The following is a 17,925-nucleotide window of genomic DNA, read 5'->3' as shown; positions in this document are numbered from 1 at the left end:
AGCCGGGCCGGCTCCAGGTCCTCTCGCCCGTGGTTCTGGTTCAGCCGGCCATCAGATGGTCGGCCAGGCCGCGCTTGACCCCGGCGACGAACGCGGCCATCTCCTGCGGCGTGTAGATCAGCGCGGGTCCGGCGGGGTCCGTCGACTGGCGCAACGCGACGCGGCCGTCGGCGAGTTGCTTCGTCTCCACGCACTGACCTCCGTTGGGACCGCTCCAGGGGCATTCCCAGCCCTGCTCCCCGAGGTTCGAGGCGGGCATCCCGTTGTAGACCGTGTCGTCGGTGGTGGTCATGAGTACTCCTTGCGCATGCGGTTCAAGAGCGCCCTGCTGTCCGCGGACGAGGTCAGCAGCGCCATCCTGTTGTGCGCCTCCAGATGGGCCGCGACGTCGGATCGCTGGTCCAGGTACATGGAGGCGGAGAGGATCTCGCTGTAGACGATGTCGGGCAGCTCCGGTTCCTCGAACCGGAAATAGGTGAAGGGTGCGCACGCCCCCACGTGGGCACCCGCCGAGAACGGGACGATGTCGACACTGACGTGGTCCAGTTCCGAGACTTCGAGGAGCCGGTCTATCTGGTCCCGCATCACGGCGGGACCGCCCACCACCCGGTGGAGCACGGCTTCTTCCAGCACCGCCCACAGCGTGGGCGAGTCCGGCCTCTCCAGCAGACTCTGGCGGCGCAGACGTAACTGCACCCGCCGTTCGAGATCTTCGTCGTTGTCGTTCGGGAACCCGCCGCTCAGTACGGCACGCGCGTAGTCGTACGTCTGGAGAAGCCCCGTGACGTAGTGAGGTTCATAGGTGCGCAGGGTCTTGGCGCCGGTCTCCAGGCTCACATAGGCGGTGAACCAGCCGGGCAGCACATCACGGAAGTCGTGCCACCAGCCGGGCCGGTTGGCGCGCTCGGCGAGGGCGACGAACTCCTCGATCTCCTGCTCGTCGGCGCCGTAGGTCTCCAGGAGCTTCTCTACGTAGAGCGGTTTGAGGCCGACCTCGGCCTTCTCCAGGCGGCGGATGGTCAGGGACGTGACCCGCAGGGCCCTGGCGGCGTCGTCCAGGGACACGCCCGCGCCCTGCCGCCGGTCCTGGAGCCGACGGCCGAGGATCATGCGCAGAACCGTGGGAGCACCGGCGCCGGTGCTGCCCGAACGAGTTTCGCTCACGCCCAACCTCCTGAGGGACTGTCACCGGCGCCAGTCTGACAGCGACTTGCTGTTGTCGCCAGACAGAAATCGGCGTTCTGTAATTATCAGGGAGCCGGTTGCAGCTTGAACTGACCTATGGGCATAGTTACTTGTGTCAGTGATCTAGGCCTCCTGCCGGAACACCCCTATTCCGGCACGCCTGTTGCCGATGAACCGCGTCTCCCGCCTGCGCCCGCCCCCGATGGAAGGCGAACCACCGTGTCCCCCCACACGACTCCCTCCCCGCAGCTCTTAGACGTCGTCAGTCCCGACCTGGCGCACTGGCTGGAACTCCCGGCGCACCGCTCGGGCGTCCGGGTCGCCCGCCACTCGATGGGCGCGCACCTGGCCAAGTGGGACCTCCCCGAGAGCGTGCGCGACGACGCGGTGCTGCTCGTCTCCGAGCTGGCCACCAACGGCGTGTGCCACACACCCAGCGCGCGGCTCCTGTGCGGGGTCGGGCTGGTCGACGAGCGCTCGCTGCGCATCGAGGTGCACGACCACGACTACACCGGCCGCGGCCTGCCCCGCCGCGAGCCGTGTGCCGACGACGAGAGCGGGCGGGGGCTGTTCATCGTGCAGGCGCTCGCGGACACCTGGGGGGTCGACCGCTCGGGCCTCACCGGCGGCAAGGCCGTCTGGGCCATGCTGTCGACCGGGCGCTGATCGCGGGCCATGGAGGGGGAGGGGACGTCCGCGGCCTGTTCAGGTGGCCGCGGGCGTCAACTCGGCCAGCAGCAGGGTGCGGTCGTCGGCTCCGGGCGCCGCGCCGGGGGAGTGCAGCAGCCGTCCGCACAGCGTGGTGAAGGCGTCCGGGCCGCCGGGCGGCGCGGGTTCGGCGGCGGCCGTGTCGAGCGCCTTGGCCAGCCGGGCGATCTCCTGGTCTATGTCGGCGTGCCGGGACTCCACCAGCCCGTCGCTGTAGAGCAGCAGCAGGGACGGCTCGGAGACGGTCAGTACCGCGGCCTCGTAGTTGCCCGTGCCGAGTCCCAACGGCAGTCCCGCGCTGGCGAGTACGGCGGGCGCCGCCGGTCCCCCGGGACCGCGCAGCAGCGGCGGCGGATGCCCGGCGCCCACCAGGGTGCAGGTGTGCGAGCGCGCGTCCCACTCGGCGTAGATGCAGGTGGCGAAGGACGCGCCCGGGGTGTCGCAGGCCAACTCGTCCAGACGGCGCATCAGTTCGGCCGGTTCCATGTCGAGCCGGGCCAAGGTGCGCACGGCGGTGCGCAGTTGGATCATGGCGACGGCGGAGTCCGGACCGTGCCCCATCGCGTCGCCGACCACCAGACCGACCCGGCCGCCGGGGCGGGGCAGGACGTCGAACCAGTCGCCGCCGATGATGTTGCCCTGCCCGGCGGGAAGATAGCCGTGGGCGATACGGCAGCCGGTGAACTCCTGGGCCGGGTCCGGGAGCAGGCTGTTGCGGATCGCCAGCGCGGTGCGGCGCTCGCGTTCGTAGCGGCGCGCGTTGTCCAGGGCCACCCCCGCCCGGGCCGCCAGCGACTCCACGGCCACGGCCTCGCCGGGCAGGAACGGCTCCCGCTGCGGGCCGCGGGTACAGGCGATGAACCCCACGATGGAGCCGCGCAGTTGGAGCGGGACCACGAGGAAGGACGCGGTGCGCAGCAGATCGTCTATGCGCCGCGCGTCCCCGCCCGCGGAGGCCAGCAGCCGCTGCGAGGTGTGCGTGTCCACCCCGTCGAGCACCTGGGTGTGCCCGGTGGCGAGAGCGCGCGCGTACGGCGTCTCGCGCGGGAAGACGATCACCTCGCCGACCGGCAGCACACCGTCCCAGGTCTCCTGCGCCTCCGCGCCCACCCGCACCGCGAGTCGACGCGCCTCGATCTGGGCCGGTTCCCCGGACGGCGCGGTGTTCTCCTCAAGCACCCACCGCTCCAGCAGATACACCGACGCCGCGTCGCAGAACCCCGGGGTCAGCGCGTGCACGACATGCGTGCCGGTCAGCCGCAGATCGAGCTCCGAGCCGATCACGTCCGCGGCCGGGGCGAAGGCCTGTCTGCGGCGTGGGGGGCCGGCAGGGAGTGCGTCACCGTGGTGACTGCGCGGTTCGTTGCGCAGGGTCGTGCCTTTCCGGGTGGGGACCGGCCGCGTGGCATGAGGCATGCGGTCTGCCGTGCGTTCGACGGCAATCATATGATGACTCGTCAAGGATCTTCGGATGAAGAGGAGTTGAGGTGCCGGGTAGCGCGGGTCTGCCGCAGGGGATCGACCCCGACAAAGCGAGTGTCGCCCGGATGTACGACGCGATGCTGGGCGGTGAACACAACTTCGCCATAGACCGCGAGGCGTTGGCCGCGTTCACCGCGATCGACCCCCAGGTGCGCACCCTGGCCCGGGCCAACCGCGACTTCCTCGGCCGGGCCGTGCGCTTCCTCGTCGCCTCCGGGGTACGGCAGTTCATCGACCTGGGCTCGGGCATCCCCACCCAGGGCAACGTCCACGAGGTCGCCCAGGCGGCCGGGCCCGGCGCCCGCGTGGTCTACGTCGACAACGACCCGGTGGCCGTCGCGCACAGCGCCTCCCTGCTCGCCGACAACCCGGACGCGGACATCGTGGACGGCGACATCCGGCGACCGGAGGAGGTCCTGTCCGCCCCGCAGCTGCGGAAGCTGATCGACTTCGACCAGCCGGTCGCCGTCCTGATGATCACGATCCTGCACTTCATCACGCCCGACGAGGACCCGGCCGGCATCGTCGCCGCGTTCCGTGACGCGCTGCCCGGCGAGGGCTGGCTGGCGCTGAGCCACGCCACCAACCAGGACCGGCCGGACACCGCCGCCGCCGTGGGCAAGCTGTACCGCTCCAAGGCGACCTCGCCCGTCACCGCCCGCTCCCGCGACGAGATCAGCGGCCTGTTCGACGGCTTCGACCTCGTCGAACCCGGGCTGACCTACGTCCCTCTGTGGCGCCCGGACGCCGAGGACGAGATCCCGGAGAACCCCTCGGAATACTGGGTCTACGCGGGCGTCGGCCGCAAGGCCGGGTGAGGCGGCGCGGGCCGCGGCGCCCGACGGCGGACCGAACGGCATATGCCCGTTCCGGATTTGACCGAACGAGGAGGAATGAGCCGCGAGAACCGGGGCAGGGGCCTCTTGTCGGTAGTTCGTTCGAGCGAATGGGGTGGGCGTTATGGGAGCCGTGACGGCAGCGAAGGCACCGGCCACGGCAGGGCGGCGGGTGGCGGCCGAGGAGTCACTCCCGTTGATCGCGGAGCCGTCGAAGGTGAGCCCGAAGGACGCGCGTGAGCTGTCGCGCCAGTTCTTCGACCGGCTGACCTCGCTGGAGGAGGGCACCCACGAGTTCCAGTACGTGCGCAACACCCTGATCGAGATGAACCTCTCCCTCGTGCGCTACGCGGCGGCCCGCTTCCGCAGCCGCAGCAACAACGAGATGGAGGACATCGTCCAGGTCGGCACGATCGGACTCATCAAGGCGATCGACCGCTTCGAACTCAGCCGGCAGGTCGAGTTCACCTCGTTCGCCGTCCCCTACATCGTCGGCGAGATCAAGCGCTTCTTCCGTGACACCAGTTGGGCCGTCCATGTGCCGCGCCGGCTCCAGGAGGCCCGCGTCGAACTGGCCAAGGCGACCGAGGAACTCCGCTCCCGCCTCGGCCGTACGCCCACCACCCGCGAACTGTCCGAGCTGATGTGCCTGACCGAGGAAGAGGTCATCGAGGCGCGCAAGGCGTCCAACGGCTACACCTCCTCCTCGCTCGACGCCGCGCTCAGCTCCGACGCCGGCGCCGAGGGCGAGACCGTCCTCGCCGACGTCATCGGCGAGGACGACCCGGGCCTCGAACTGGTCGACGACCTCAACTCGTTGGCCCCGCTGATCGCCCAACTCGACGAGCGGGAGCGGCGGATCATCCACATGCGCTACGTCGAGGAGCGCACCCAGGCCGAGATCGGCGAGGAACTCGGCATCTCCCAGATGCATGTGTCCCGCCTGATCAGCCGGATGCTGCGGCGCCTGCGCGCGGGGCTGCTCGACCCCGCGGTCGCCTGACGGGTCCTGCTGCCCAACAATCCGGTCTGTTGGGTGAAATCACCCTCCCCGGACACCCGTTCCGCGGGACTCTCTTACTGTGACCGGACCGGCACCCTGGGTGCCGGTCCGGCTGTGACAGGGTGTCGGAAGGGGGAGCCGTGGCGTGGCGGAGCGAGGAGTTCGGGGAGTCGCACGAGGGCATCGTGGGGGCGACACTCGCCGATGGCAGTGAGCCCAAACCCGTGTATCTGGACGTGGGCAGTGGCACCAACGGATTCCACACGCAGGAGTGGTGGGCGTATAACGGCTGGCTGGGCCGCCCCAAGGCGGCGGCCTGGCGGGCCTCTTGTGTGTGCGGCTGGCGCGGCGAGAGCCATCCCATCGACTGGGACCAGGTGGACCACCGCGACCTGGACGACCTGGACACGTCCGACGCGTACGAGGACTGGTGGGAGCACATCAACGCGGTCGAACGCCGTACGGTCCCGCTGCCGGAGGAACTCTCCGATCTCATGGAGCAGTTGGAGGAACGGCTCGACGCGCTCGCCGAGACGGCGCCGGTGGCCGCGCTGAAGGCGGTGGCCATGCTGGAGCGGATGGCGGTCCGGGTCGGCAGGGAGGCCGCGTACGGGGTGCGGGCCGACGACGTCTCGGGCGAGGCGCTCGGCAAGGCACTGGGCCTCAGCGTGAGCCGGGCCCGCTCCCGGCTCGACCGCTACCTCCGCCCTTACTGAACCCGCACACCTCCGGCTCCTACTGAACCGGAACGGAGCGGGGGCGGGGACGCAGGGCAGCCGCCGGGCCGTGCCAGACTTGGCGCGCCGCTCGCCCTGGCACCGTCGTTCCCGCACCACACCGAGGTTGTCCGTGACCAAGCCCCCGGCCCGCGTCCCCCGGCGGAGCAACGCGCGCTCCAACCGCGAACGCATCCTGGCCACGGCCCGCCGGGAACTGGGCCGGAACCCGGACATCACCCTCGAAGAACTCGCCCGTGCCTCCGGTGTGGTGCGGCGCACCCTGTTCGGGCACTTCCCGGGCCGGGAGGCGCTGTTGGAGGCACTGGCAGAGGAGGCCGCGCAGACGCTGCGGGCAGCGCTGCCGGGCGACCCGGAACCGGGGGAGCCGGAGTCGGCCGACCGGGCGTTCGCGCGCTTCGTCCTGTCCATGTGGACCGTCGGCGACCGCTACCGGCTCCTGCTGGCCCTGGCCCGCCGCGACCTGGGTGTCGAGCGGGTGACCGGGATCCTGGCACCGGCCCGCCGCACCGCCACCGCCGTCCTGGACCGGGGCCAGCGCGACGGCGTCTTCCACACCCAGCTGCCCGCCGCCGTACTCAGCGCGGGAGTCGAGGCCATGACGATCGCGCTGCTCGAAGAGGTCAACTCCGGGCGGCTGGAGGACGACGGCACCCACGCGGCCGTCGCCACGCTGATCGCGGCCGGTGTGCCGGAGAAGCGGGCGCGTGACGTGGTGGACGAGATCGCGGGGGCGACCCGTACCGCCACGGACGACTGAGCCCGCGCTCCGTCGACGCACGCGCGCCGAGTCCTGGGGCACATCGCGGCCGGTCGGACCATCGTGGATAAACTGGCACAGTTCCGCCTCGGCGCCCGCTCCCTCGTCCGCTCGGAGAACACCGTGGCCGCCCCGCGCGGTGCCGGGATCGCCGGCGGTTGAAGCCCACTTCACGAAATCGACGGTCCTGCCTGTGCACGCTCCGGACACCGCCCTCACCCCCGAACCGGCCGACACGGCGCCGCGCCGCACCCGGCGCCTGCTGCGCGCGGTGGTGATCACGGTCCTGCTGGCGCTGTTCTCCACCGAACTGGTGCTGGGCTGGCCGTCACTCGCCGCCGCCCTGTCTCAGCTGCGCGCGCCCCGGCTGAACTGGTTCGCCGTCGCGCTCGTCGCCGAGGTCGCCGCCATGGGCTCCTACGCGCGCATGCAGCGCAGGCTGCTGCGCTCGGCCGGGGTGAACGTGCCGATCCAACGCCATGTCGCCCTCGCCTACGCGGCGCACTCGCTCAGCGTCACACTGCCCGGCGGCCCGGCGTTCTCTACCCACTTCAACTACCAGCAGATGCGCCGCTTCGGGGCCACGCCCGCCATCGCCTCCTGGTGCATCGCACTGTCCGGCATCCTCTCCGCGGCGGCCCTGGCCGTCGTCACCGCGGTCTCCGCCATCGCCTCCGACGGCAGCCTCCAGTGGCACAGCCTGCTCACCCTCGGTCTGGCCGTCCTGCTGCTCACCATCGGCATCCGGCGCATCACCCGCCACCCGGAGAAGGTCGAACCGGCGACCCGGGCCGCGCTGGCCAGGGTCAACAAGCTGCGGCGCCTGCCCGAGACCCAGGGCCTGGACCGGATCCGCGGCTTCGTCGAGCAGCTGCGCTCCGCCCGGCTGCGGCCCCGGCACGCGGTCGCCGCCGCCGTCTTCGCCGTACTCAACTGGCTGCTCGACGCGGGCTGTCTGTGGCTGTGCTTCCACGCCATCAGCGACACCCGGATCAGCAACGCCCAGCTGCTGCTGGCCTACTGCGCGGGCATGGCCGCCGGCACCCTCACGATCATCCCCGGCGGCCTCGGGATCATCGACAGCGCGCTGGTCCTCGGGCTGGTCACGGGCGGGGTCGCGACCAGCACCGCCATCGCCACGGTCGTGCTCTACCGGATCATCAGCTTCGGGTTCATCATCGGCGTCGGCTGGATAACGTGGCTGGTCATCCGCCGCCACAACCGCCGTGAGCCGGCCGTACCGGCAGACACGGCAGACGCCGACGGTGCCCAGGAGGACAGGGGTCCCCTGGGCACCGGCGCCGGTACGCCGGCGGGTCGCTAGCCGAGTGCGAAGTCGTCGGCCGTGACGGCGGACTGGCCGTACCAGCCGTGGACGAAGACGGTGACCGTCCCGCTGGCGCCGGTGGTGAAGGTCACCGACAGCTGGTTCCAGCTGGTGCTGGTCGACCAGGTGCTCGCGGAGGCACCGCCGCTCACTCCGAGGTAGGCGTACGGTCCCTGCACCCAGGCGGTGAGCGTGTAGCTCTTGTTCGGGGTCAGGGTGACGGTCTGGTCGCATTCGCCGGTGCTGCTGGCACTCGGCGTGACCTGAAGGCTGTGGCTTCCGCTGTGGACGGGGCTGGAGACCACCGCGCTGCCGCCCGTGCAGGTCCACGGACTGAGACTGCCGGTCTCGAAGCCCGCGTTGGTCAGCGAGCCCCCGCCGCCGCCTCCGCCACCGCTGCCGGTCACGGTGAGCGTGTAGGTGGCGCTGTGGCTGCCGGTCGCGGCGGTGCCGGTGACCGTGATCGGGTAGCTGCCCGCGGCCACGGACGATCCGACCGTCGCCGTCAGCGTTGAACTGCCCCCGGACGTCACGGAGTTGGGGCTGAACGAGACGCTGACGCCGGAGGGCGCCCCGGACGCGGAGAGGCCGACGGACTCGGCGCTGCCCGAGGTGACGGCGGTGGAGACGGCCGAGGTCGCCGTTCCGCCTTGCGCGACCGAGCCGGAGCCCGGCGACAGGGACAGCGAGAAGTCGCTCGTGGTGCCTCCGCCGCCGCCCGAACCGCCCGTGTAGGGCACGAACGCGTCGGTGAACGCCAGGCTGCTCTGGCTGATCTGACTGCAGGTGGGCAGGGAGTTGGCGTTGCCGCCGCACGCCTGGTCGCGCGTGATGGCCCAGAACGCCAGTCGGCCGACGCTGTTCTGCGCGGCGAAGCTCTCCACCGTGCGGGCGTCCGCCAGGGTGAAGGTGGAGCCGTCGTCGTTCTTGCCGATCATCGGGGTGATGCCGAGGTTGGCGTAGGTGTAGCCGGGGTCGACCGACTGCATCTGCGCCAGCGTGGCCTTCGCCGCGGAGACCGCGGCCTGCCCCATCTCGGTGCCGGTGCCCGCGTAGTAGTCCATCGCCATGATGTTGAGCACGTCGATCTTGATGCCCGCGTTCTTGGCGGCCTTGACGATGTTGACGCCGTCGCCGGTCAGCCCGCTCGGCAGCACCGGCAGGGTCATGGAGAACCTCAGGTTCGGGTTGGCCGCCTTGAGGTCCTTCATCGCCTGCATCTGGCGGGCCGCCGCGGCGGTGTCCGCGATGGCGGCGCCCTCGATGTCGAAGTCGAGCTGGGTGACGCCGTAGTCGTTGATGATGGCCTGGTACCCGGCGTCGATGCTGCTCTGCGTCGAGCACGTCCAGGCCAGTGGCTCGCCGCTGGCGCCGCCCGAGGAGATGACGACCGACGCGCCCTCGGACTTCGCCTTGGCGATCAGGGGGTCGGTGAAGGAGTCGTTGCCGATGGGGAGGGTGTCGCCCCAGATCTGGTTGCAGCCGACGCCGAGGACGAAGGCCGCTGTGTACGCCTTGAGTTGGTGTCCGGTGATGGCGGTGTCGAGCAGTCCTTCCTGACTGTTCGACATGTCGACGTAAGGGGCCACGGAGTAGACGCTGCTTCCCGCGGCGCTGCTCGCGGGGGCCAGGGCGACGGTGACGCCGGTGACCGAGAGCGCGAGGGTGCACACGGAGGCCGCGAGTCTTGCCAGGCGCATGACAGATCCCCTTTCGGGGGTGCCTATGGGGAGGGGGAGTTGTGGGGGGTGGAGCGCGAAAGGCTTTGGTACATACCAAACAACTCGCCGGGTCCTCCGTCAAGAGGACTAGACCAACGGACTCCCGCGGTCTGCTCTGTCCTGGCGGCGAACCCGACCGTACACTGACAAGTCACGGTAACGGGGGCGTTGTTGATCGGGGGGAGTCATCATGTCCGGTGACCATTACGGCGGTTATCAGGGGTATCAGGGCTTCGCCGTGCCGCCCATGCCCACGTCGCCGCCGCCCGCGCCCCCGGACCGGCTGAGATCCGCGGCCGTCGGACTGCTCAACCTCAGTGGCCTGGGCCTCGGTTACGCGCTCATGCGCCGCCGGCTGCTGACGGCCGTGTGCTGGACCGCGACCGCCGTCCTGCTGCTGGTCGCCCTGCCCGCCGACCCGGACGGCGTCCCGGGCCCGCTCGTCGTGCTGTACGTCGTGTTCCTCGTCCTCGCCGCCGTCCACGGCGCGCTCGTCGGTCTGCGCACCCGGCTGGCCTGGCCCCCGTCCGCGCCCCTCGCGACCGTGCTGGGCCTGGTGCTGCTCGCCGTACCCGCGGGGGGAGTCGTGCTGTACGACGGCGCGCGCGACGAGGCGACCCAGCAGATGCTCCTCGACCGGCTGGAGAAGGCCGACCAACTCGTCGCGGACAGCGGGCAGTCGGCGTTCTCCACGGCCGAACCCCACTACCGCCAGGCGCTGGGCGTGTACGACGACCTCACGACCGCGCACTCCGGATCACGGGCGGCCGGCAAGGTCCCCGACCGGCTGAAGACCTTCTACACGACGGTCGCCGGGGCCTACGCGCAGAAGAACTACTGTGACGCGATACCCCAGTTGAAGTATCTGCGGACCGTGCCGGGCACCATCGGCAAGAAGCAGCTCGGCACGCTGGCCACCTGGCCCGACGACCGGCTGGCCACCTCCCTGTACGAATGCGCCTCCACCTCGCTGGCCGCACAGAGCGCGACCTGGCCCACGGACTTCGGGGATCTGCTGACCACGTTCCCGCAGTCCTCCCAGGCGGGCCAGGTCGAACCGGCCGTCAAGGCCGCCGTCACCAAGGCGGCGCAGGGCGTGAGCGGCGGCCAACCGTGCGCCGCCGTCGAGCAGTTGAAGAGCCTCTCCACCCAGATCGGCACCCTGGAGGGCGGACCGGCGGGCGTGTCCGACGCGCTCGGCGCGGACGCCACACGGGCCGGCGGCCAGGCCGCCGCCGGGACCTATCAGTGCGGTGTCTCGCAGTACAGGTCCGGCGACTTCGACTCGGCGCTCAGCACGATGAACGACTTCGTGAAGAACAACACGCACGACAAGAACCGGGCCCGCGCCAAGAAGATCGCCATCGCCGCAGAGGTGGCCCAGACGGTCCCCGCGGCGGGCAAGAAGCTGCCGACCACCGCCTCCGGCGGCAGCATCTCCGTCACGGTCAAGAACGACAGCCCCGACGACATCACGGTCCTCTACACCGGCCCGGTCACCGGCAGCTTCACGCTCAAGGCCTGCGGCAGCTGCACGACGTACTCCCTGACCAGCACCCTGTTGACCGGCTTCAAGCCGTGCAGCGGCGGCAAGAACTACCCGCAGAAGACGATCAGCCTGCCCACCGGCACCACGTACTTCGTGCACCGCCCGGACAGCTCGACCGCGACCCCCGCCTCGGACACGGCCAAGCTCAGGTCGGGCTACATCTACACGGAGTGCGCCTACGCGACAGGGGGCTTCGGCACCGGCTGAGTCCCGAGGGGCCGTTGTGGGGCATGCCGGTCCGGTGATCGGCTCGTGACCCGGGACAATCGTGCCCATGACGGACGACAGAGACGATCCCGAGGGCCGTTTGGACCGGATCGAACGGCTGCTGGCGGAGAGCGGGCGCGATGTGGTGCCCGCGTGGCGGCGGGTGACGCGAGGGGAGACACGGTGGGCCGTGTCGGCCGTCATCCTGGTGGCGGTCGCCGTGCAGCTGCTGCTGCCGCACCGGCTCGCCTTCCATCCCTACTGGCTGCTACCCGCTCTCGAACTCGCCCTGATGATCGGCCTGTTCGTCGCCAATCCCCGGCGGATCGAGCCCGGCAAACGGTGGCTGCGCTGGCCGAGCCTGTTCCTCACGGCTGTGATCACCCTGGCCAACGGGTGGGCGGCGGTCCGGCTGGTGGCGGGTCTGGTCAGAGGCACCGAGGCGATGGACGCCGGGCCGCTGCTGCTCACCGGCGGCGGTATCTGGCTGACGAACGTCATCGTGTTCGCCCTCTGGTACTGGGAGTGGGACCGCGGCGGTCCGCTGGAGCGGGTCATGGGCCACCGCCGGTACGCCGACTTCCTCTTCGTCCAGATGCAGAGCCCGGAGACCGCGCCGGCGGACTGGGAACCGGCGTTCCTGGACTACCTCTACCTGTCGTTCACCAACTCCACCGCCTTCAGCCCGACCGACGTGATGCCCCTCTCGCGCTGGGCGAAGATGCTGATGATGGGCCAGTCCTCGGTCTCCCTGGTGACCGTCGTGCTGGTCGTCGCGCGGGCGGTCAACATCCTGCGCTGAGCGTGGCCGGCGACGCCGGGCGGACCCTTCCCTTGGCCCGCCCGGCGCCGCCGCCGTGACCCGCTGATCCCGCCGGATCAGCAGGAGCCCTCGTCCTGCCAGGGGCCCCACTGGGAGGCACCGGGCACCTCGTTCTGGGTCCACCACTTGGCCACCCAGTTGTGACCGCCGTACGACACCTCGTTGCCCTGCGTGTAGACGGCCGTGGCACTCCACGCGGACTTGCACGAGCCGGGGGTCGGCGTGGGCGTCGGGGTCGGGGTCGAGGTCGGCGGGGTCACACCCGCGAACTGCACGGAGTACTTGGCGAAGTCCCAGGCGTTCTGCGCCACGCTGGAGCAGGTCCCGGACGTCGTACCGCCGTTGTCGACCGGACTGCACGGCCGGTCGCGGTTGAGCGACCAGAAGGTGAAGCGGTCCATGTTGTGGCTGGTGGCGTAGTTCAGGACCGTCTGGAAGTCGGCCTGGGTGAAGTACTCGCCGGTGTCGCTGCGCCCGTTCATGCCCGAGAAGCCCTCGTGCGCGTACGCGGTCGCCTGGTCCCAGCCGAACGTGGACTGGAGGATGGAGTTGAAGTTGGTGAGCGCGCCGGTCTGCGAGGCCGCGCCGTTGAAGCCGCCGTCGAAGGGCATGATGGAGAAGTTGTTCGGGGTGAACCCCTGCGACTTAGCCTCCAACAACATTTGTTTGCCGAACCAGCCTGTGCCGTCCGCCGTGCCGGCCGTGGTGACGGAGACGTAGAGGCCCGGGTTGTTCTGCTGGAGGATCTTCGCCGCGCCGATCTCGTTGTGGACGGCCGCGGTGTTCTCGTACTCCGGCTCCTCCAGGTCGAAGTCGATCGCGTGCAGGCCGTACTTGGTGATGACCTGCTGGTACGCCGCCGCGGTCGAGGCCGGGTCGGCGCAGGACTGGCCGAGCTTGGTGCCGCCGTAGCCGCCGATCGAGACGGAGACGTCGCCGCCCTTGGCGCGGATCGTGTTGATGACCGACTGGACGGCGGTGTCCGAGGAGACCGGTGAGGTGCCTCCCCAAGTGGGGGTGCAGCCACCGCCGTTGGGGGCGAGGACGAAGGCGAGCTGGAAGGCCTTGAGGCCGGTGGCGTCCATGATGGTGCCGGCGTCGGGCGGGTTGTTGTCCGTCGGCATCAGGTAGGGGGCCGCGGCGTACCAGCGGTTGCTGAGCGCGGTGGCCGCGCTCGGCGCGCCCTGGGCGTCGGTCGCGACCAGCGCGGTCGTGCCCGCGGCGGCGAGCGTCACGGCCACCGCCGCGCCGAGACATGCGCGAAGACGTGTCACGTTGTGCCTCCGGTGAAGTGGGGGAGGCGCCCAGCTTCTGGCGGTGTCGCGGCCACGTCAATGGATTGGACTGGACCAAGTGGCACTTTGGACTAGACCATACGATTTCTTTACCGTCGGCCCGGTGGAGCGCGTCGCGCGACACGTTTGCGACTAGTGTCCCGGCTCACATGGCGTTATAGGGGCGACGCCGACACCATGGTGCACGTCACCGGCAGGCTGAAGGGATCGGGAATGTTCCGCAAGGTGCTGGTCGCCAACCGTGGAGAGATCGCGATTAGGGCGTTCCGCGCCGGCTATGAGCTGGGCGCGCGAACCGTCGCGGTCTTCCCCCACGAGGACCGCAATTCGCTGCACCGGCTCAAGGCCGACGAGGCCTACGAGATCGGTGAGCCCGGACATCCGGTCCGCGCCTATCTCTCCGTCGACGAGATCGTGCGCGCCGCGCAGCGCGCGGGAGCGGACGCGGTCTACCCGGGCTACGGGTTCCTCTCCGAGAACCCCGAACTCGCCCGCGCCTGCGAGGAGGCGGGCATCACCTTCGTCGGCCCCAGCGCCCGCATCCTGGAGCTGACCGGCAACAAGGCCACCGCCGTCGCCGCCGCCCGCGCGGCCGGCGTACCCGTGCTGGGCTCCTCCGCGCCCTCCACGGACGTCGACGAACTGGTGCGCGCCGCCGAGGAGATCGGCTTCCCGGTCTTCGTGAAGGCCGTCGCCGGCGGCGGCGGACGCGGGATGCGCCGCGTCGAGGACCCGGCCGCCCTGCGCGAGTCCATCGAGGCCGCCGCCCGCGAGGCCATGTCCGCGTTCGGCGACGCCACGGTGTTCCTGGAGAAGGCCGTCGTCGACCCCCGCCACATCGAGGTGCAGATCCTCGCCGACGGCGAGGGCAACGTCATCCACCTCTTCGAGCGCGACTGCTCGCTCCAGCGCCGCCACCAGAAGGTCGTCGAATTGGCCCCCGCGCCCAACCTCGACCCCGAACTGCGCGAGCGCATCTGCGCCGACGCCGTCCGCTTCGCCCGCGAGATCGGCTACCGCAACGCCGGCACCGTCGAGTTCCTCCTCGACCCGCACGGCAAGCACGTCTTCATCGAGATGAACCCGCGCATCCAGGTCGAGCACACGGTGACCGAGGAGGTCACCGATGTCGACCTGGTCCAGGCGCAGTTGCGGATCGCCTCCGGTGAGACCCTGGCCGACCTCGGCCTCTCCCAGGACACGGTCACCCTGCACGGCGCCGCTCTCCAGTGCCGTATCACCACCGAGGACCCCGCCAACGGCTTCCGCCCGGACACCGGCCGCATCAGCGCCTACCGCTCGCCCGGCGGCTCCGGCATCCGCCTCGACGGCGGAACCACCCACGCCGGTACGGAGATCAGCGCCCACTTCGACTCCATGCTGGTCAAACTCACCTGCCGGGGCCGGGACTTCACCACCGCCGTCAACCGGGCCCGGCGTGCCGTCGCCGAGTTCCGCATCCGCGGTGTGGCCACCAACATCCCGTTCCTGCAAGCGGTGTTGGACGATCCCGACTTCCAGGCCGGGCGGATCACCACCGCGTTCATCGAGCAGCGCCCACAGCTGCTGACGGCCCGCCAGTCCGCGGACCGCGGCACCAAGCTGCTCACCTACCTCGCCGACGTCACGGTCAACAAGCCGCACGGCGAACGCCCCGACCTGATCGACCCCACCACCAAGCTGCCGCCCGTCCCCGCCACCGAACCCCCGGCCGGATCACGGCAGTTGCTCGCCGAACTCGGACCCGAGGGCTTCGCCCGCCACCTGCGCGAATCGCCCACCATCGGCGTCACCGACACCACCTTCCGCGACGCGCACCAGTCACTGCTCGCCACCCGCGTCCGCACCAAGGACCTCCTCGCGGTCGCACCCGTCGTCGCCCACACCGTGCCGCAACTCCTCTCCCTGGAGTGCTGGGGCGGCGCCACCTACGACGTGGCGCTGCGCTTCCTCGCCGAGGACCCCTGGGACCGGCTGGCCGCACTGCGCGAGGCCGTCCCCAACATCTGCCTCCAGATGCTGCTGCGCGGGCGCAACACCGTGGGCTACACGCCCTATCCGACCCAGGTCACCGACGCCTTCGTCCAGGAGGCCGCCGCCACCGGCATCGACATCTTCCGCATCTTCGACGCGCTGAACGACGTGGGTCAGATGCGCCCGGCCATCGACGCCGTACGTGCCACCGGAACGTCGATCGCCGAGGTCGCCCTCTGCTACACCTCGGACCTGTCCGACCCGCGCGAACGGCTCTACACGCTCGACTACTACCTCCGCCTCGCGGAACAGATCGTCGAGGCGGGCGCCCACGTCCTCGCGGTCAAGGACATGGCTGGCCTGCTGCGCGCGCCCGCCGCCGCGACCCTCGTCTCCGCGCTGCGCCGCGAGTTCGGTCTCCCGGTGCACCTGCACACCCACGACACCGCGGGCGGCCAGCTCGCCACCTACCTCGCCGCGATCCAGGCCGGCGCGGACGCCGTCGACGGCGCCGTGGCGTCCATGGCGGGCACGACCTCGCAGCCCTCGCTCTCCGCGATCGTCGCCGCGACCGACCACTCCGAGCGCCCCACCGGCCTCGACCTCCAGGCCGTCGGCGACCTGGAGCCGTACTGGGAGAGCGTCCGCAAGATCTACGCCCCCTTCGAGGCGGGCCTCGCCTCCCCGACCGGGCGCGTCTACCACCACGAGATCCCCGGCGGCCAGCTCTCCAACCTGCGCACCCAGGCCATCGCGCTCGGCCTCGGCGACCGCTTCGAGGACATCGAGGCGATGTACGCCGCCGCCGACCGCATCCTCGGCCACCTGGTGAAGGTCACCCCCTCCTCCAAGGTCGTCGGCGATCTCGCCCTGCACCTGGTGGGCGCCGGAGTCTCCCCCGCCGACTTCGAGGCGTCCCCGGAGCGCTTCGACATCCCGGACTCCGTGATCGGCTTCCTGCGCGGCGAGTTGGGCACCCCGCCCGGCGGCTGGCCCGAGCCGTTCCGCACCAAGGCACTCCAGGGCCGCGCCGCCCCCAAGCCCGTACAGGACCTCTCCGTCGAGGACCGCACGGCCCTCGACAAGGACCGCCGCGCCACCCTCAACCGGCTGCTGTTCCCCGGCCCGACCCGCGAGTACGAGACGCACCGCCAGACCTACGGTGACACCAGCGTCCTCGACAGCAAGGACTTCTTCTACGGCATCCGCCCCGGCAAGGAGTACACGGTCGACCTGGAACCGGGTGTCCGGCTCCTCATCGAGCTGGAGGCCGTGGGCGAGGCCGACGAACGCGGGATGCGCACCGTGATGTCCGCCCTCAACGGACAGCTCCGGCCCATCCAGGTCCGCGACGCCGCCGCGGCCTCCGACATCCCCGTCACCGAGAAGGCCGACCGCACCGACTCCGGCCATGTCGCCGCCCCGTTCGCGGGCGTGGTCACCCTCGCGGTCGAGGAGGGCGACGAGGTGGAGGCCGGTGTCACCGTCGCGACCATCGAGGCCATGAAGATGGAGGCGGCGATCACCGCGCCCCGGTCCGGCCGGGTCTCCCGGCTCGCCATCAACCGCATCCAGCAGGTGGAGGGCGGCGACCTGCTCGTCGAGCTGAGGTAGGCGCGGCAGCGGCGACAGGCCCACCCCCGGGTGACCGGATCAGTCCGGTCCCGGACCCGATGCGGCCTGTCGCCGCCGCACCCGCGCGGCCCATCCTGAGGACATGACCCGAGCACTGATCGTCATCGACGTCCAGGAATCCTTCCGCGCCCGCCCGCTGTGGGACACCATCTCCGACCCGAAGATCGCCGAGCAGGCCGACCGCCTGGTCCGGCTGGCCCGCCGGGCCGGGGACCTCGTCGTGTGGGTACTGCACTCCGAGCCCGGCAGCGGCGACGTCTTCGACCCCGCCCTCGGCCATGTCCGCCTCATCGACGGACTGGAGCGCGCGGAGGGCGAACCGCTGATCCACAAGACCTCGCACAACGCCTTCACCACCACCAACCTCCAGCAGATCCTCACCGAGCACGGCGTCCGCGAGATCGTCGTCTGCGGTATCCGCACCGAACAGTGCGTCGAGACCACCACCCGCGTCGCCAGCGACTTCGGCTACCAGGTCACCTTCGTCACCGACGCGACGGCCACGAACCCCATCCCGCACCGCGACGCCCCCGCCGACCAGAGCGTCGCCGACCTCCTGGCCGACCCCCGCACCCTGCCCGCCGACGAGATCATCAGGCGCACCGAGTACGCCCTCGCCGGCCGCTTCGCCACCATCGCGACGGTCGCCGAACTGGAAGCCGCCGCCGCGTCTCGGGCATGAT

The 17,925-nt window shown here is 70.8% G+C and carries 15 protein-coding genes; 10 read left to right on the top strand and 5 right to left on the bottom strand.

Annotated features, from left to right (window positions below; all coding sequences use genetic code 11):
- Window positions 1-40 precede the first annotated feature (40 nt).
- Window positions 41-292 (bottom strand): DUF397 domain-containing protein, encoded by a 252-nt coding sequence (locus ACIQPR_RS22830; RefSeq protein ID WP_403651123.1) that lies wholly within the window; start codon window positions 290-292, stop codon window positions 41-43.
- A complete protein-coding gene (locus ACIQPR_RS22825) occupies window positions 289-1,164 on the bottom strand; it encodes a helix-turn-helix domain-containing protein (RefSeq protein ID WP_403651121.1) in 876 nt (291 codons plus the stop codon). Before ACIQPR_RS22825 ends, ACIQPR_RS22830 begins: the two co-directional genes overlap by 4 nt.
- A gap of 240 nt (window positions 1,165-1,404) precedes the next feature.
- On the opposite strand from ACIQPR_RS22825, the gene ACIQPR_RS22820 reads away from it, so the two are divergent.
- A complete protein-coding gene (locus tag ACIQPR_RS22820) occupies window positions 1,405-1,851 on the top strand; it encodes an ATP-binding protein (protein WP_403651119.1) in 447 nt (148 codons plus the stop codon).
- A gap of 39 nt (window positions 1,852-1,890) precedes the next feature.
- Here the strand turns inward: ACIQPR_RS22820 and ACIQPR_RS22815 are convergent, their stop codons facing one another.
- The gene (locus ACIQPR_RS22815) at window positions 1,891-3,309 is read right to left on the bottom strand and encodes a PP2C family protein-serine/threonine phosphatase (protein ID WP_403651117.1); all 1,419 of its coding nucleotides are present in this window, start codon (window positions 3,307-3,309) and stop codon (window positions 1,891-1,893) included.
- 71 nt (window positions 3,310-3,380) lie between these two features.
- On the opposite strand from ACIQPR_RS22815, the gene ACIQPR_RS22810 reads away from it, so the two are divergent.
- From ACIQPR_RS22810 to ACIQPR_RS22790, 5 genes are all read left to right on the top strand, one after another.
- Window positions 3,381-4,193 (top strand): SAM-dependent methyltransferase, encoded by an 813-nt coding sequence (locus tag ACIQPR_RS22810; RefSeq protein ID WP_403651115.1) that lies wholly within the window; start codon window positions 3,381-3,383, stop codon window positions 4,191-4,193.
- Window positions 4,194-4,335: 142 nt separating this feature from the next.
- On the top strand, window positions 4,336-5,214 hold the full coding sequence (locus ACIQPR_RS22805; RefSeq protein ID WP_403651113.1) for a SigB/SigF/SigG family RNA polymerase sigma factor: 879 nt from the start codon (window positions 4,336-4,338) through the stop codon (window positions 5,212-5,214).
- A gap of 140 nt (window positions 5,215-5,354) precedes the next feature.
- Window positions 5,355-5,930, top strand: a complete 576-nt coding sequence (locus ACIQPR_RS22800; RefSeq protein WP_403651112.1) for a hypothetical protein — start codon at window positions 5,355-5,357, stop codon at window positions 5,928-5,930.
- A 133-nt stretch (window positions 5,931-6,063) separates the two neighbouring features.
- On the top strand, window positions 6,064-6,711 hold the full coding sequence (locus tag ACIQPR_RS22795) for a TetR/AcrR family transcriptional regulator (protein ID WP_403651110.1): 648 nt from the start codon (window positions 6,064-6,066) through the stop codon (window positions 6,709-6,711).
- Window positions 6,712-6,904: 193 nt separating this feature from the next.
- Window positions 6,905-8,035 carry a YbhN family protein gene (locus ACIQPR_RS22790; protein ID WP_403651109.1) on the top strand — a complete coding sequence of 377 codons (1,131 nt, stop codon included), beginning with the start codon at window positions 6,905-6,907 and terminating at the stop codon, window positions 8,033-8,035.
- On the opposite strand, the gene ACIQPR_RS22785 is transcribed toward ACIQPR_RS22790, so the two are convergent.
- Window positions 8,032-9,738: a carbohydrate binding domain-containing protein gene (locus tag ACIQPR_RS22785; protein WP_403651107.1), complete on the bottom strand. Its 1,707-nt coding sequence runs from the start codon at window positions 9,736-9,738 to the stop codon at window positions 8,032-8,034. The two genes, ACIQPR_RS22790 and ACIQPR_RS22785, sit on opposite strands and share 4 nt — an antisense overlap.
- Window positions 9,739-9,949: 211 nt before the next feature.
- On the opposite strand from ACIQPR_RS22785, the gene ACIQPR_RS22780 reads away from it, so the two are divergent.
- Window positions 9,950-11,515 (top strand): hypothetical protein, encoded by a 1,566-nt coding sequence (locus ACIQPR_RS22780; RefSeq protein ID WP_403651105.1) that lies wholly within the window; start codon window positions 9,950-9,952, stop codon window positions 11,513-11,515.
- A 67-nt stretch (window positions 11,516-11,582) separates the two neighbouring features.
- On the top strand, window positions 11,583-12,317 hold the full coding sequence (locus ACIQPR_RS22775; RefSeq protein ID WP_403651104.1) for a hypothetical protein: 735 nt from the start codon (window positions 11,583-11,585) through the stop codon (window positions 12,315-12,317).
- Window positions 12,318-12,394: 77 nt separating this feature from the next.
- Here ACIQPR_RS22775 and ACIQPR_RS22770 read toward each other — a convergent pair whose 3' ends face one another.
- A complete protein-coding gene (locus tag ACIQPR_RS22770; protein ID WP_403651102.1) occupies window positions 12,395-13,612 on the bottom strand; it encodes a chitinase in 1,218 nt (405 codons plus the stop codon).
- A gap of 234 nt (window positions 13,613-13,846) precedes the next feature.
- On the opposite strand from ACIQPR_RS22770, the gene ACIQPR_RS22765 reads away from it, so the two are divergent.
- Window positions 13,847-17,221 carry a pyruvate carboxylase gene (locus ACIQPR_RS22765; protein WP_403651491.1) on the top strand — a complete coding sequence of 1,125 codons (3,375 nt, stop codon included), beginning with the start codon at window positions 13,847-13,849 and terminating at the stop codon, window positions 17,219-17,221.
- Between the two features lie 103 nt (window positions 17,222-17,324).
- Window positions 17,325-17,924 carry an isochorismatase family protein gene (locus tag ACIQPR_RS22760; RefSeq protein WP_403651100.1) on the top strand — a complete coding sequence of 200 codons (600 nt, stop codon included), beginning with the start codon at window positions 17,325-17,327 and terminating at the stop codon, window positions 17,922-17,924.
- Window position 17,925: the final 1 nt, after the last annotated feature.

The organism is Streptomyces sp. NPDC091280 (assembly GCF_044768565.1).
In the GTDB taxonomy this organism is placed as follows: Bacteria; Actinomycetota; Actinomycetes; order Streptomycetales; family Streptomycetaceae; genus Streptomyces.
This window is presented reverse-complemented; position numbering and strand designations above follow the sequence as displayed.